The following is a 15,455-nucleotide window of genomic DNA, read 5'->3' on the forward strand; positions in this document are numbered from 1 at the left end:
GCCAATTCACGCCCCTGTGTTGTTAATTTTCACGCGCCTGCGTTGTAAGTTCGCCCGATGCCCCCAGCGAACGTCGAACCCCGCCTGCTGCGCGCCTTCCTCGCCGTCGCCGACGAGCTGCACTTCACCCGCGCCGCCGCCCGGCTGTACGTCGCCCAGCAGGCGCTCAGCCGCGACATCCGGCGCCTGGAACGGGAGTTGGGCGTCGGCCTCTTCGGCCGCACCACCCGGCAGGTGACGCTCACCACGGACGGGGCCCGGCTGCTGCCGCACGCGCGGCGCGTGATCGCGGCGCAGGACGAACTGCTCGCGGCGTTCACCGGGCCCGCTGCCGCCGACCGGCCGCTGCTCGTCGACGTCAACAGCCCGGGTCTCGTGCACGAGCGGGTGCTCGCGCGGGCCCGCGAACTCGCCCCGGGCCACGAGCTGATGGCCCGCTACGAGAGCGGTCTGACCTGGGCCGCCGCCGAACTCCTCGCGGGGCGCCTCGACGTGTCCTTCGGCCGGTTCGGCGGACTCGACCCCGCCGTGCGCGCCCGGCTCTCCCAGCAGCCCGTGCGCTACGAGCCGATGGCGATCATGCTGCCCGAGGACCATCCGCTGGTGGCGCTCGACGCCGTGCCCCTGGGCCGGCTCGCCGGTGAGACGGTCTACGCGGGCGCCGGAAACCCCCGCACGCCCGAATGGACCGATCTCGCCCGGCTGTTGTTCGAGGGCCAGGGCATCCAGGTCGCGCCGCCCGCGCCGCTCGCCGTCGGCAAGGAGGAGTTCCGCCGGATCATGACGAAGTATCGGAATCCGGTCCTCACGGGCGTGGATTTTCCGGCCATGCCGGGGTCGGTGCTGCGACCGCTCGTCGATCCGGTGCCGCTGTCGCCCGTGTCACTCGTGTGGCGAAAGGGGCGTAGGCATCCGGGGATCGAGGCGCTGCGGTCCGCTGCAGAGACGATGGCGCGGGAGAGCCGGTGGCTGGAGCGCCCCGAACACGCGTGGCTGCCCGAGCCGGACGAGCGTGTCATGGCGGGTCGTGCCTGATGTGACGGCCCGCCCGATGCTCACAGCTTGTGCGCGCCTGTGAGTACCGCGATGGACCAGCGGACGTCATGGCCTGGTGAGCGAATGGAAAGGTATTGCTTCTCCTTGTCCGCGTAGACGCGGCCGACGGTCACCGGGCCGCCGCAGGTGATCTTCGTCTTCTCGGGATTTCCCCGGTACTTGATCGCGATCTCGTCTTGACCCGTGCACGTCACGTGCACCGTGTAGACGCCTCCCTCCGCCGTGAAGGGCTTCAGGGCCGAACTCTTCGTACCCGACGTGACCGGTAGGAGATACACGGCCTTCTTCGGCAGCTTGAGATCCAGCGGAGATGAAGTGACGGAGGGTGTCGCGGAAGCGGAGGACGTTGCGGAGGACCGGGCGCCGGTGTTCGTGCCGTGGTCCGGCTTGTCGGCAGCAGAGCACGCGGGGAGAAAGAGAGCGAGCAGCGAAATGACGACGATGCGTTTTCGCATGAGGCCTCCTTGAAGAGGGGCGCCCTGGATTCGATGAACGATCCAGGGCGCACGATCAGTGCCTTTTAACTGAGGCTGCCACTCAGCTGAGGACCCAGCCCTCCTTGTACGGAGCCCAGACAGTCATGTACCGCTTGTTCCCGACGGTGCAGTTGCTGTAGGCAGTGGCGGTGTAGCCGTACACCTTCTCTTTCTTGATCCCGTACTTTCCGTTCACCGTCGAGTGTGCCTTCACCTTGCCGCCGACCTCGACGCCCAGTTCAGATGTCCAGGAGCGCTGGGCCGATGCCGTGATGTCCGCCCTGACCTTGGCCAGCCACATGGCCTTGAACTCGGTGCCGATGGTGACCGAGGCGCCCAGGGTGGTGCTGCCGGACTTCTTGGACGTGAACTTGAAGTCCTTTGACGAGGACGTGTTGTTGGTGACGAAGGTGCGGTACTTCACGGACATCGTGTTCTTCTTGTTCTTGCTGATGTGTACGAAGTTGAACGGGGACCCGCAGTACTGACCGGTGGGCGAGGAAAGGTCGTCAGAGCCGGTGAAAACCGGGTCCGGGGCACCGTCCGTCTCCACCTCGCCGGGGATCTCGGCGTCCTCTTCCATGAACTCGTCGGCGACGTCGGTCCCTTCCAGCGCGCCGTCGACCGAGGGCGGTGTGTCGGTCACGGAACCGGGCTCGACCGCCGCTCCGTCGGCGACCACCGAGCCGTCCACCACCTGGGTGTCCGAGGTGCCGCTCGGCAGGTCGTCGGCGAGTGCCGGGGCGGCCGAGCCCAGCAGAATGATTCCGGCGGCGCCGGCGACGAATCTGGTACGTACGGACATGTGATCCCCCTGTTTTCTTTTTTCGCCGCGGTATCTCCATCGAATCCGCGTCACAGGAGAAGTGAACCATGGGTGTTTCCGCTCCGGACGGGAATCTGGTTTATTTGAGCTACTTCTGAGGCGGAATGCTTATCTCCGTCGCCCAGCCGCAAATAATCCCGGCCAACGGTCCGTCGGTCGGGATTATTCATGGAAATACCGGAAGGCATCAGAAAGTGAGAGCCCAACCGTCCAGGGTTCCGGTGCCGCCGGTGGACGTGTCCTCGACTTGGAGTTTCCAGGTTCCGTTGGCTGGGGATGCGGCGGCGTCGACGGTGTAGGTCTTGTTGAGGGTGCCGCCGGGGTCGGTGCCGTTCGTTGGCTTGAGGACGTAGGTGTTGCCGTTCGGGGCGGCCAGGACAAGCCGTACCTCGCCGAGCCAGTCGTGCGTCGCGTCCACGGACACCCGCAGCGCCTTCGAGGCATTGCCCGAGACGCCGGTCACGGTGATCGGCGACTGGACGGAACCAGCGTCGGGCACGGCGTAAGTAGTCTGGTTGTGGAGCGAGGGGAAGGTCATGGACCAGCTGTTCAGGGTTCCGGTGCCGCCGGTGGATTTGTCCTGGACTTGGAGTTTCCAGGTTCCGTTGGCTGGGGATGCGGCGGCGTCGACGGTGTAGGTCTTGTTGAGGGTGCCGCCGGGGTCGGTGCCGTTGGTGGCTTTGAGGGCGTAGGTGTTGCCGTTGGGGGCGACGAGGTCGATCTTCACCTCGCCGAGCCAGTCGTGCGTGACGTTCACGGACACCTGCAGTGTTCCGGACGCGTTGCCGCTCATTCCGTCCACGGCGATCGCGGAGCTCAGCGTTCCCGCGTCGGGAACGGCGGCGGCGCCACTCTTCACGAAGGGCGAGGGGAAGGTCATGGACCAGCTGTTCAGGGTTCCGGTGCCGCCGGTGGATTTGTCCTGGACTTGGAGTTTCCAGGTTCCGTTGGCTGGGGATGCGGCGGCGTCGACGGTGTAGGTCTTGTTGAGGGTGCCGCCGGGGTCGGTGCCGTTGGTGGCTTTGAGGGCGTAGGTGTTGCCGTTGGGGGCGACGAGGTCGATCTTCACCTCGCCGAGCCAGTCGTGCGTGACGTTCACGGACACCTGCAGCGCCTTCGGGGCGTTGCCAGGCGTCGAGGTCACTGTGATCGGCGACTGGACCGTCCCCGTGTCCGGAACGGCATGGTCAGTGTCGTTGATGATCTTGGTGGGGCGGGGCTTGTCAGCGGGGACCCGCACGGCATCGGCGATCGCGGCGCGCACGTCGACGCGGGCGGTGGTGGCCTCTTCGTAGGCGATGGGTTTTCCGGTGGCCTTGAGCAGGGATTCGAGAGAGTCGAGGCTCTTGGTGGGGTACGCCTGTCGGAGCACGGCGAGGGCGCCAGCTACGTGCGGGGCTGCCATGGAGGTGCCGTCCTTCGAGGCGTAGCCACCACCCGGGACGGAGGAGACGATGTCGGTGCCGGGGGCGAGGAGGTCGAGCATCGGCCCGCGGTTGGTGAAGTCGGACAGCTCGTCCTCGTCGGTGATGGAGCCCACTGCGATGGCCGAGGCGACGCAGGCGGGGGAGCTGACGCCTTCGAGGCCGTTGTTCCCGGCAGCGGCGACCGTGGCGACCCCGGCTCCCAACAGGCTGTCGATGACCGGCTTGCGCGCGTCCGTGTCGCAGGAGGCGGTGTGCGAGCCGCCGCCGAGGCTGAGGTTCGCCGCGACGATCGGGGTTCCGGCCTGCTTGAGGGCCCAGACTTTCTCCAGGCCCGCCACCTGCGCGCTGGTGAAGCTGAGCACGCACGGGGACGCGCCGGATCCGCAGTATGCGTCGTTGTCGAACCTGCTGAACACCTGGACGGCGACGAGGCTGGCGCCGGGGGCGACACCGGAAGCGGGGGCGCCCGCGACGCCCGTCCCGTCGCCCGCCGCGATGCCCGCGACATGCGTTCCGTGGTCGCAGCTGGTGAGGCTCGCGCACGGTCCGCTTTCGGAATCGGCCGCGCCGACGCCCACCTGCTCCTCGGCGCCGTTGGGGCACAGGCTTGTGGACCCGTAGTCGGGGTCGGTGGGGGAGAAACACGCCTCGGCCGTGACCCGGCCCTTCAGGAACGGGTGGTGAGTCGCGACGCCGGTGTCCAGGACAGCGATCGCGCTGCCCTTGCCGGTGAAGCCCGCCTTGATCGCCGCGTCGCCGCCGATCAGGGGCACGCTCTGGTCCAGGGATGGCGGGACGGGCTTGTCCTCCGTGACACTGACGACGCCCGCCTTCACGGTCAGCGCGTCCAGGCCGGCACGGTCGACTTTGAGGGTCACCATCGGCAGATGCGTGAAGGACTGCACCGTCTCACCGGACTTCGCCACACCGCTCAGCTCGGCGCGATTCTCGGTGATGACGTTGACGCGGACCTTGTCGCCGCCGGAGGTCGCTGCGTACAGCGACGGGGCGACCGGGCCGCTCGCCGCGGTCGTGGTGTCTTCCGGCGCTGTCGCATGGGCCTGGGCCGGCAGCGCGCCGAGAGCCGCGGTCGTCATCGCGATGACGACCGTCGTCCATATCGGTCTCTTCATATCGCTCTCGATAGAAAGCGGGCATGGCTCGGCCGGCCCGCGCACGGGTGGGGAAAGGAAGTTCCACGGCAGATCAACCGGCGGCATTGCCGTTCTCGAGGCGCCCGTAAAGAAACGGGAGGAATGAGAAAGAACGCGTGCCGCCGGGATTCGGGCGCTTCAGCGGACCAATGATGACGTTCGGTGATCCTGTGCGCAAGCCTCATATTCGGAACACACTGTTCCTGTAGGCCCGGCCTTCACCGCCGCCCTCCGGCTCGGGTGAGAGCGGAGTTTCCCAGTGGTCGCTTCCGGTCACGAACCGAAAATCTCGCCTCCCTGTCTCCGGGAACGTCAGTCGCGAACCGTGATGTGTGGGGGGGGGGGGGAGATGCCTGGCACGTCGGGTTCTCTATCTGGACCCTGTGGTCGGTGATGGACCCGTCCATGAGCCCCGAGTACGGGATCGACCCTGCGGAGAAGTTCTTCCTCGTGTCGATGGCGACGCTGTGCGCCCCGCTCGCCCTCACGGCCGTGATCGGCACGGGCCTGGTGGAGATCCCCGGCCGTACCGGCGAAGCCGTCACCGACTTCGCCGTGTACGGCAGTTGCTGGGTCCTCGGCTTCGCGCACCAGGAGGGCGTGCTGCAGAAGGTGCCGCGCTACGCCGCCGTGTCCTGCGCGGCGCTGCTCATGGGCTTCGGCCTGTGGTGGGCCTCGGGCCACCTCTCCGAGGAGGGCTGGGACCTCAACGAGATCCCCCTCGCCCAGGCGGCCTGGTCCCTCGGGTTCGTCGTCATCCTGCTCCAGTACGCGCCGTCCTGGCAGCAGTTGCCCGGCCGGCTCGCGCGCTGGGACCGTCTGGTGACGCTGGCCAACAACCGGGCCGTCACGATCTATCTGTGGCACAACCTGCTCATCATGGCGACGTTCCCGCTGATCGACCTGCTCTACCAACTGCCCTTCATGGACGACCGGTTGAGCTCCGCGCTGGACTCGACGTACATGCTCTGGGCCTTCGTCCTCGTCTGGCCGCTCATCGGCCTCGCGATCGTCTCCACCGGGTGGGTCGAGGACCTGGCGGCGAAGCGCGGGCCACGCCTGTGGCCGGACGGGTCGCGCAAGGGCCGGAAGAAGGCTCGGCACTCCTGACGGACTGTCTCCTGACGAGCCGTCTCCTGGCGGGCCATCGGGTCACGATGTGATGGCGATGTGGAGATTTGGCGTTCAAGTGGCGGACGGGCTCGATACCGTTGTCCGGCGGTGCTCGCGACGGATGAGCGTCGGTGGGGCGACCGGGGCGAAGGTGTGGCGTGCAGGCGACGGTTGACGGTTTCGGCTATGGGGCGGTGACCCCGGTGGCAGCGTTCTTAGTGGCCAGCCTGGGAGGCGGGATCGGGCTGCGCTGCACGGTGCGGGCGCGGCACCTCGACTCGGGGCGGCCCAAGTGGCTGGCGTACAGCGCGCTTTCGCTGGGCGTCGGCATCTGGTCCATGCACTTCATCGCGATGATGGGCTTTCAGGTGCACGGCGCGCACATCGACTACGACGCGCGGCTCACCTTCCTCAGCCTCGCCGTCGCGGTGCTCGTGGTCGGCGTGGGCGTCTTCGCCGCCGGTTACGGCGGGCAGCGCACGCCGGTCCTGCTCGGCGCGGGCCTCTTCATGGGGCTCGGCGTCGCGGCCATGCACTACCTGGGCATGGCCGCCATGGAGTTCTCCGGGACCCTGCACTACAGCGCGCCCATCGTGACCGCCTCGGTGGCCGTGGCCGTGGTGGCGGCCACCGCCGCCCTGTGGCTGATCATGAACGTACGCGGGATCCTCATCAGCCTCGGCGCCAGTCTGCTCATGGGCGTAGCCGTCTGCGCCATGCACTACCTGGGCATGGAGGCGCTCACCGTCGAGCTGATGGCGCCGGCCGGCGGCACGGGCTCCGCGGTGTTCACGGTCCTGGTCCCGTACCTCATCGGCCCGTTCCTCACGCTGTTCTTCGCCGGCGCCGTACTGCTCTTCGACCCGCAGACGCTGGAGGGCCCGGCGGCGCGCTCATGAAGCTCCGCCCGAGCCTCACCAACTGCCCACCGGTCAGGTGAGAGCAAAGTTCCCCGCCGGTCACTCCACGCCACAAACCGGAAATCAGGCCTCCCTACCTTCGGTCACATCAGCTGCGAACCGTGACCTGGAGGCGTGAGATGCCTGGCCCCAAGGAACAGACCCGGAGCCGGAACTGGATCGAGCGGTGGGATCCCGAGGACGAAGTGTTCTGGGAGGAGACGGGTGCCAAGGTCGCCCGGCGCAACCTCGTCTTCTCCATCCTCTCCGAGCACATCGGGTTCTCCATCTGGACCCTGTGGTCGGTGATGGTCCTGTTCATGGGGCCCGAGTACGGGATCGACCCGGCGGGGAAGTTCTTCCTCGTGTCGATGGCGACGCTGGTGGGGGCCTTCGCGCGCGTGCCCTACACGTTCGCCGTCGCGGTCTTCGGCGGCCGCAACTGGACGATCATCTCGGCGAGCATGCTGCTCGTGCCGTCCGTCGCCGCGTTCGCGGTCATGGAGCCGGGCACCTCGTACACCACCTTCATGTGGTGCGCGGCGCTCACCGGCGTCGGCGGCGGCAACTTCGCCTCCTCCATGACGAACATCAACTCGTTCTTCCCCCTTCGTAAGAAGGGGTGGGCGCTCGGCCTGAACGCGGGCGGCGGCAACATCGGCGTCCCCGTCATCCAGCTCGTCGCGCTCGCCGTGATCGGCGCGAGCGGCGGCCCGCGCGTGCTGCTCGGGATCTACATCCCGCTGATCGTCGTCGCGACCGTCTGCTCCGCGCTGTTCATGGACAACCTGGCGACCGTGAAGAACGACACCGGCGCCGCGAAGGACTCGGCGCGCGACCCCCACACCTGGATCATGTCGTTCCTCTACGTGGGCACGTTCGGCTCCTTCATCGGCTACTCCTTCGCCTTCGGCCTCGTCCTGCAGACCCAGTTCGGCCGTACGCCGCTCCAGGCGGCCGGCGTCACCTTCATCGGCCCGCTGCTCGGCTCGCTCATCCGGCCCGTCGGCGGCAAGCTCGCCGACACGTACGGCGGCGCGCGCATCACGCTGTGGAACTTCGTCGGCATGGCCCTCGCCACGGCCGTCGTGACCCTGGCCTCGGTCGAGAAGTCGCTCACCCTGTTCACCGTCGCGTTCATCGCCCTGTTCGTCCTGAGCGGGCTCGGCAACGGGTCGACGTACAAGATGATCCCCGGCATCTTCCAGACGAAGGCGCTGGCCAAGGGGCTCACGGGCGAGGAAGCGGCCGCGTACGGGCGGCGGCTCTCCGGCGCCTCCATGGGGCTGATCGGCGCCGTCGGCGCGCTCGGCGGGCTCGGCATCAACCTGGCGTTCCGGCAGTCCTTCCAGACGGCGGGCACCGGCACCGGCGCCTTCGTCGCCTTCCTCGCCTTCTACGCCGTGTGCTTCGCGGTGACCTGGGCCGTATACCTTCGCCGCTCGGCCTCGCGCACCGTCGCCGGCTCCACGGCGGAGGCGAAGCCGCAGCTCAGCTACGCCGAGGTGTGACATTGGCCCCCGTAACACGGACGCAATAACGTTGATCCGGGTCCGACACGGAGCGTTGACAGGCTCGGACGACGCATCGGTGGACCCGGTGCACGCACATACGTCGAGCGGGGCGAGAACCAGCATGGACGAGGAACAGCAGGCCACGAGGCCGGAGCAGGCCCACGGGCCGCTCGAGGGCTTCACCGTGGGCGTGACCGCGGCGCGCCGCGCCGACGAACTGGGCGCGCTGCTCCAGCGGCGCGGCGCCTCGGTGCTGCACGCGCCCGCCCTGCGGATCGTGCCGCTCGCGGACGACAGTGAACTCCTCGTCGCCACCAAGGAGTTGATCGACCACGCGCCGGACGTGGTGATCGCCACCACCGCCATCGGATTCCGCGGCTGGGTCGAGGCCGCCGACGGCTGGGGCCTGGGCGAGGACCTGATCGGGCGCCTGCGCGGCGTCGAGCTCCTCGCGCGCGGCCCGAAGGTGAAGGGCGCGGTGCGCGCCGCGGGTCTTACGGAGGAGTGGTCGCCCTCGTCCGAGTCCATGGCCGAGGTCCTGGAGCGGCTGCTCGACGAGGGAGTCCAGGGGCGGCGCGTCGCCGTGCAGCTGCACGGCGAGCCGCTCCCCGGCTTCGTCGAGGCGCTGCGCGAGGCGGGCGCCGAAGTGGTCGGCGTCCCCGTCTACCGCTGGCTCCCGCCGCAGGACATCGGCCCGGTCGACCGCCTCCTCGACGCCACGGTGTCGCGCGGCGTGGACGCGCTGACGTTCACCTCGGCCCCCGCCGCGACGGCGCTGCTGCGCCGGGCGGAGGAGCGGGGCCTCATGCCGGAGCTGCTCGCGGCCCTCCACCACGACGTGCTCGCGGTGTGCGTAGGACCGGTCACGGCGGTGCCGCTGCAGGCGCACGGAGTGGACACGGTGCAGCCGGAGCGCTTCCGACTCGGGCCCCTGGTGCAGCTGCTGTGCAAGGAACTGCCCGCACGCGCGCGTACGTTGCCGATCGCGGGCCACCAGATGCAGATCCGCGGGCAGGCCGTGGTGGTGGACGACGAGCTGCGCCCGGTGCCGCCCGCGGGCATGTCGCTGCTGCGGACGCTGGCGCGGCGCCCCGGGTGGGTGGTGTCCCGCGCGGACCTGCTGCGGGCGTTGCCGGGGGCGGGGCGTGACGAGCATGCGGTGGAGACGGCGATGGCGCGGCTCAGGTCGTCCCTGGGGGCGCCGAAGCTGATTCAGACCGTGGTCAAGCGGGGGTATCGGCTGGCGTTGGATCCGGCGGCGGACGCGAAGTACGCGGACGCGTGACCCCATTTAAGCCCCTGCGGCGGGTGAGCAGCGGGGTCCGGGGCGGAGCCCCGGGGTTCGGCCCGGGAAGCCGCCTGCTCAATCGCCGCAGGGGCTGGAAGTGGTTACCGTACGACGATGCTGATCAGTTCCGACATAGAACTTCGCCGCGCCGTCCCCCAGGACGCCCCCGCGCTCGCCGATGCCGTCGTCCGCAACCGGGAGTTCATGAAGACCTGGGAGCCGTACCGCTCCGAGGAGTACTACACGGCGCGGGGGCAGGCCGAGCGGATCGCAGAGCCCGGCGGGGCGACGTGGCTGCTGTTCGACCGGGCCGCCGGTGGGCGCGTGGTCGGCCGTGCGGCGCTCAGTGGCATCCACCTCGGCCCCCTGTGCAGCGCCAACCTCGGGTACTGGGTCGACGCCGACTACCGGGGCCGCGGCCTGGTCCCCGCCGCCGTCGAGGAGATCTGCCGCGCCGCCCGCGACGAACTGGGCCTGCACCGCGTCGAGGCGGGCACGCTCACGGACAACGAGGCGTCCCAGCGCGTGCTCGCCAAGTGCGGCTTCGTCCGGATCGGGCTCGCGCCCAAGTTCCTCCACATCAACGGAGATTGGCGCGACCACGTCCTCTTCCAGCGGATCCTGCACGACAACCCACCGGCGTACGGGCGCTCCTGACCCGTCAACCCCGTTCCGGCAGCAGGGGTTCCGGCCGCGCCCGCGGGCGGGCACTGTAGAGGGCATGGCAGCAGTACCCACAGGGCCCCACCCGCCTGCCCCCGCCCCCTACGAGTTGCGCTTCGACTCCGGGCGTCTCTGCCTGGACCTCCTCGCGACCGCGCACCCCGACGAACGCCTCACGAGCCCCGACCTGCTGCGCGCCTGGCTGGTCGGGGCGGGGCTCGTCCCGGCCGCCGTCGCACTGGCGGACCGCTCGCCCGCCTGGCTCGCCGCCTTCCGTGAACTGCGCGGTCACGTAGGCCAATTGGTGCGCGGGGAACTCTCCGGCCGCCCGTCCTCCGCCGCCCTGGAACGGGTCAACCTGCTCGCCCGCGCGGCCCCGCCCGCACCCCGCGCCGTACGCGCCGCCGACGGCACCCTCGTCCGCTCCCTGCACATCGAACCCGGCTGCCCGGCCCTGCTCGCGGCCGTCGCACGCGACGCCGTCGACCTCCTCACCGACCCGGCCGTACGCGGCGCCCTGCGCCAGTGCGAGGGCGACACCTGCCCCATCATCTACTTGGACATGTCCCGTGGCCGCAGGCGCCGTTGGTGCTCCAGCGAGGTGTGCGGCAACCGCGAGCGGGTGGCCCGGCACCGGCGTAGGGCGGCGGCGCTGGCGAGGGCTTGAGTGCTGGGAGCGCGGTCTGTCGTGGCTGCCCGGGGCCCGGTGTGGTGGCTTTTGCGGCTGGGGGTCCGGGGGTTACTCCCCGGGGGATGCAGCCTGGACATGTCCCGTGGCCGCAGGCGCCGTTGGTGCTCCAGCGAGGTGTGCGGCAACCGTGAGCGGGTGGCCCGGCACCGGCGTAGGGCGGCGGCGCTGGCGAGGGCTTGAGGTGTGTTCCGCAAGTCCCGTTGAACATCCGTGAGTTCGTCTGCGTATCCCTCCCGTGAGCCCAGCCGAGAGACATGGCCGAACAGGGGACACCGGAGGTAGGCGTGCGCAAGGATTCCGCCGTGGCCGATGAACGCCCGCCCCGGGCCCGACATCGCGCTCCCCGGCCCCCCGAGCCGGACGAGGAGCTGATGCGCGCGCTCTACGCCGAGCACGCACGGCCGCTTCTGGCCTATGTGCTCCGCTTGGTGGCGGGCGACCGGCAGCGCGCGGAGGATGTCGTACAGGAGACGCTCATCCGTGCCTGGAAGAACGCCGGCCAGCTCAACCGAGCGACCGGTTCGGTACGCCCCTGGCTGGTGACGGTCGCACGGCGCATCGTCATCGACGGCCACCGCAGTCGGCAGGCCCGGCCGCAGGAGGTCGATCCGTCGCCGCTGGAGGTCATCCCCGCGGAGGACGAGATCGACAAGGCGCTGTGGCTGATGACCCTTTCCGACGCCCTGGAGGACTTGACCCCGGCCCACCGGGAAGTACTCGTGGAGACGTACTTCAAAGGACGTACGGTCAGCGAGGCTGCCGAGACACTCGGCATCCCCAGCGGCACGGTGCGCTCGCGGGTCTTCTACGCGCTGCGTTCGATGAAGCTGGCGTTGGAGGAGCGGGGGGTGACGGCATGACGACGGGGCACGGAACGTACGGACCCTTCGGGCACGAGCCGGCGGGCGACGTGCACGAGACCGTCGGCGCCTACGCGCTGGGCATCCTCGACGACATCGAGGCGAGCGCGTTCGAGGCGCACCTGGCGACGTGCGAGCAGTGCGCGCGGAACCTGGAGGAGTTCGCGGGCATGGAGCCGATGCTCGCCGCCCTCGCCGACCTGCCGGCCGAGCGCGGCGCCCCGCGCGAGCCGACCCCGGGAATCGGCGACTCCCTCGCGGCCCGCCCGAGCCCCCACCTCGCGGAGTCCCTCGCCGACGAACTGGGGCGCCGCCGCAGGCACAAGCGCAAGCGCGGCCTCTTCCTGGTCGCGGCCGCCGCGGCACTGATCATCGGCGGCCCGCTGACGGTGCTGGCCGTGACGGACGGCGACGGCGGCAACGTCGCGCAGGCGCACCCCACCAGTCCCGCCAAGGACGCCTTCTTCAACCACATGCCCGACAAGGTGAAGGCCACCGACGCCACGACGAACGTCACCGCGACGATCGGCATGGAGAAGAAGGCCTGGGGCACCCACACCGTCCTGGAACTGAAGAACGTCAAGGGCCCGCTGAAGTGCTCCCTCGTCGCGGTCGGCAAGAACGGCGAGCGCGAGACCGTCACTACCTGGGCCGTCCCCAAATGGGGCTATGGCATCGACAACAGTACGAACACGGACGCGAAGGCCCCCCTGTACGTGCACGGGGGCGCGGCCTTCGACCGGGGCCAGATCGACCACTTCGAGGTCGAGACGCTCGACGGAAAACGGCTCGTGGAGGTGAACGCCTGACCGCGCGGGCGCGCACGTAGCCCTACGGGGCCCCTTTCGCGTACCTTTGACGGCTGCCCAGCACGTCAGAAGGGGGCCCGGTGGCCGCTCAGGCTCCGCACGATTCAGCGGTGAAATCGGATACGGACGCAGCGGAGGACGCGAACGCGGACTCGGTGCGCGACCGTGAGCTCGGCGTCGAACAGAATCATCTCGACGCCGTCTACCGACGCCTCGAAGAGAAGATCCACGAGGCCGAGTTCCTGATGGAGGACGCCACCAAGCGAGGCCAGGTCGGCACGCCCGGCGCGCTGGCCGAGCGCGACGCGCAGGTCTTCCGCGCGGGCATCCACCTCAACCGTCTCAACAACGAGTTCGAGGACTTCCTCTTCGGCCGCATCGACCTGCTTCAGGGCAAGGACGGCAAGAAGGGCCCGGACGGCGCGTACACGGCGCTCGAACCCGCCGACGGCGCCGTCCGCGAGGACAACACGGCCGACATCGCCGAGACGCTGCACATCGGCCGCATCGGCGTGCTCGACGCGGACTACTCGCCGCTCGTCATCGACTGGCGCGCCCCGGCCGCCGCGCCCTTCTACCGCTCCACGCCGGTCGACCCGGGCCGCGTGGTGCGCCGCCGCGTCATCCGCTCCAAGGGCCGCAAGGTGCTCGGCGTGGAAGACGACCTGATGCGTCCGGAGCTGACCGCGTACCTGGACGGCGAGCGGCTGCCCGCCATCGGCGACGGCGCGCTGATGGCCGCGCTCGGCCAGGCCCGCAGCCACTCGATGCGCGACATCGTCGCCTCCATCCAGGCCGAACAGGACCAGGTCATCCGGGCCCCCGCCGCGTCCGTGACCTACGTCGAGGGCGGTCCGGGCACCGGCAAGACGGCGGTGGCGCTGCACCGCGCCGCGTACCTCCTGTACCAGGACCGCCGCCGGTATTCGGGCGGCATCCTGATCGTCTCGCCGACGCCGCTCCTGGTCGCCTACACCGAGGGCGTGCTGCCCTCGCTCGGCGAGGAGGGCCAGGTCGCGATCCGCGCGGTCGGCTCGCTGGTCGACGGGGCGGAGGCCACGGTCTACGACTCCCCGGCGGTGGCCCGGATCAAGGGCTCGTCGCGGATGCCGCGGCTGCTGCGGAAGGCGGCGCGCGGCGCCCTGGAGTCGGGGCGCCCGCAGCGGCCCGCCGTCCAGGAACAGCTCGCGTTCGGCGACGACGACGAACCCGAGGCCGGTCCCGCGCAGACCCCGACGCGCCTGCGCGTCGTCGCCTTCGGCCGCCGCCTGGAGCTGGACGCGGACCGTCTCGACCGGATCCGGCAGTCCGCCCTCGGCGGCACCGCCCCCGTCAACCACCTGCGCCCGCGCGCCCGCAAGCTCCTCCTCGACGCGCTCTGGGACCGGTCGGGCGCCGGCAGCCGGCACTCCGACCCCGAACTCGCGGCCGAACTGCGCTCCTCCTTCGACGAGGACGTGAGCAGTGAGGACGAGTTCATCCAGTTCCTCGACGCGTGGTGGCCGGAGCTGACGCCCCGCTCGGTCCTGTCCGCCATGTCCGACGAGCGGCGCCTGGGCCGCTGGGCCCGCCGGATCCTCAACCCCGGCGAGATCCGCAGGCTCGCCAGATCGCTGAGGCGCGACGCCCTCTCGGTCCACGACGTCGCCCTCCTCGACGAGCTGACCGCAGTCCTCGGCGCCCCGGCCCGCCCGAAGAAGAAGCGCGAGTACGACCCGCTCGACCAGCTCACCGGCCTCGAGGAGCTGATGCCGCAGCGCGAGGAGTCCCAGCGCGAGCGCGCCGAGCGCCTCGCCCAGGAACGCACCGAGTACGCGCACGTCATCGTCGACGAGGCGCAGGACCTCACGCCGATGCAGTGGCGGATGGTCGGCCGCCGCGGCCGGCACGCGACGTGGACGATCGTCGGCGACCCCGCCCAGTCCTCCTGGTCCGACCCGGAGGAGGCGGGCGCCGCCCGCGACGAGGCCCTCGGCTCCCGGCCCCGCCGCCGCTTCACGCTGACCGTGAACTATCGCAACCCGTCCGAGATCGCCGAGCTGGCCGCGAAGGTCCTGGCGCTCGCGATGCCCGGCTCCGAGTCCCCTTCGGCGGTCCGCTCGACGGGCGTGGAGCCGCGCTTCGTAGCCGTACGCGCCAAGCTCGGCGACACGGTTCGCGAAGAGGCCGCCCGACTCCTGGAGCAGGTCGACGGCACCGTCGGCGTCGTCGTGGCGATGAACCGGCGGGACGAGGCGGCCCGCTGGCTGTCCGGGCTCGGCGAGCGCGTCGTGGCGCTCGGCTCCCTGGAGGCCAAGGGCCTGGAGTACGACGCCACGATCGTGGTCTCCCCGGCCGATATCGCCGACGAGTCCCCGGCGGGCCTGCGCGTCCTGTACGTCGCCCTGACCCGCGCCACGCAGCAGCTCACGGTGGTCTCCGGCGAACGCGACGAACCGGACGCGAACGGGGTGCCGGACCTGCTCCGCGACTGACCCTTGCCCCTGCTGTCTCCGGTGTTACCGTTGATGACGGCACCGGCTCGATCCAAGCCCCCGGGCCCAACCATCGTCCCTTAGAGGGACCACTTGCCGCGAGGCGAGCATGGCGGGTCGGTGTCATGAATGTGAGGCGAGGCCCACGTCATTTCCGTGACGTGGGCCTCGTTCTGTTCCCTCTTCCCGTTTCCCCCGACTTCTC

At 70.0% G+C, this 15,455-nt stretch carries 13 protein-coding genes and 1 pseudogene; 11 read left to right on the forward strand and 3 right to left on the reverse strand.

The window, feature by feature from the left end:
• Nucleotides 1-57: 57 nt before the first annotated feature.
• Nucleotides 58-1,035, forward strand: a complete 978-nt coding sequence (locus ACIRHA_RS36770; protein WP_403855037.1) for a LysR family transcriptional regulator — start codon at nt 58-60, stop codon at nt 1,033-1,035.
• A gap of 20 nt (nt 1,036-1,055) precedes the next feature.
• Here the strand turns inward: ACIRHA_RS36770 and ACIRHA_RS36775 are convergent, their stop codons facing one another.
• The 3 genes from ACIRHA_RS36775 to ACIRHA_RS36785 all read right to left on the reverse strand — a co-directional run bounded on the left by ACIRHA_RS36775 (nt 1,056) and on the right by ACIRHA_RS36785 (nt 4,918).
• Complete coding sequence (locus ACIRHA_RS36775; protein WP_403855039.1) at nt 1,056-1,511, reverse strand: hypothetical protein; 456 nt, start codon at nt 1,509-1,511, stop codon at nt 1,056-1,058.
• Between the two features lie 82 nt (nt 1,512-1,593).
• Entirely contained in the window at nt 1,594-2,337 is a 744-nt protein-coding gene (locus tag ACIRHA_RS36780) for a hypothetical protein (RefSeq protein ID WP_403855041.1), read from the reverse strand.
• A gap of 208 nt (nt 2,338-2,545) precedes the next feature.
• Nucleotides 2,546-4,918, reverse strand: a complete 2,373-nt coding sequence (locus ACIRHA_RS36785; protein WP_403855043.1) for a proprotein convertase P-domain-containing protein — start codon at nt 4,916-4,918, stop codon at nt 2,546-2,548.
• Between the two features lie 462 nt (nt 4,919-5,380).
• Between ACIRHA_RS36785 and ACIRHA_RS36790 the strand changes: the two are divergent.
• From ACIRHA_RS36790 to ACIRHA_RS36835, 10 genes and pseudogenes are all read left to right on the forward strand, one after another.
• Nucleotides 5,381-6,049, forward strand: a pseudogene (locus ACIRHA_RS36790) (acyltransferase); the annotation flags it as partial.
• A gap of 161 nt (nt 6,050-6,210) precedes the next feature.
• On the forward strand, nt 6,211-6,951 hold the full coding sequence (locus ACIRHA_RS36795; protein WP_403855045.1) for an MHYT domain-containing protein: 741 nt from the start codon (nt 6,211-6,213) through the stop codon (nt 6,949-6,951).
• A 140-nt stretch (nt 6,952-7,091) separates the two neighbouring features.
• The gene (locus tag ACIRHA_RS36800) at nt 7,092-8,462 is read left to right on the forward strand and encodes a nitrate/nitrite transporter (RefSeq protein WP_403855047.1); all 1,371 of its coding nucleotides are present in this window, start codon (nt 7,092-7,094) and stop codon (nt 8,460-8,462) included.
• Between the two features lie 124 nt (nt 8,463-8,586).
• Complete coding sequence (locus tag ACIRHA_RS36805) at nt 8,587-9,750, forward strand: uroporphyrinogen-III synthase (RefSeq protein ID WP_403855049.1); 1,164 nt, start codon at nt 8,587-8,589, stop codon at nt 9,748-9,750.
• Nucleotides 9,751-9,867: 117 nt separating this feature from the next.
• Nucleotides 9,868-10,410 carry a GNAT family N-acetyltransferase gene (locus ACIRHA_RS36810; RefSeq protein ID WP_403855051.1) on the forward strand — a complete coding sequence of 181 codons (543 nt, stop codon included), beginning with the start codon at nt 9,868-9,870 and terminating at the stop codon, nt 10,408-10,410.
• Between the two features lie 64 nt (nt 10,411-10,474).
• Entirely contained in the window at nt 10,475-11,083 is a 609-nt protein-coding gene (locus ACIRHA_RS36815) for a CGNR zinc finger domain-containing protein (RefSeq protein ID WP_403855053.1), read from the forward strand.
• Nucleotides 11,084-11,182: 99 nt separating this feature from the next.
• On the forward strand, nt 11,183-11,287 hold the full coding sequence (locus tag ACIRHA_RS36820) for a CGNR zinc finger domain-containing protein (protein WP_403855055.1): 105 nt from the start codon (nt 11,183-11,185) through the stop codon (nt 11,285-11,287).
• Between the two features lie 74 nt (nt 11,288-11,361).
• Nucleotides 11,362-11,967, forward strand: a complete 606-nt coding sequence (locus tag ACIRHA_RS36825) for a sigma-70 family RNA polymerase sigma factor (RefSeq protein WP_351338183.1) — start codon at nt 11,362-11,364, stop codon at nt 11,965-11,967.
• Entirely contained in the window at nt 11,964-12,776 is an 813-nt protein-coding gene (locus ACIRHA_RS36830; protein ID WP_403855057.1) for an anti-sigma factor family protein, read from the forward strand. Before ACIRHA_RS36825 ends, ACIRHA_RS36830 begins: the two co-directional genes overlap by 4 nt.
• A 110-nt stretch (nt 12,777-12,886) precedes the next feature.
• Nucleotides 12,887-15,250: a HelD family protein gene (locus tag ACIRHA_RS36835; RefSeq protein ID WP_403855059.1), complete on the forward strand. Its 2,364-nt coding sequence runs from the start codon at nt 12,887-12,889 to the stop codon at nt 15,248-15,250.
• Nucleotides 15,251-15,455: the final 205 nt, after the last annotated feature.

The organism is Streptomyces sp. NPDC102360, assembly GCF_044766085.1.
GTDB lineage: Bacteria > Actinomycetota > Actinomycetes > Streptomycetales > Streptomycetaceae > Streptomyces.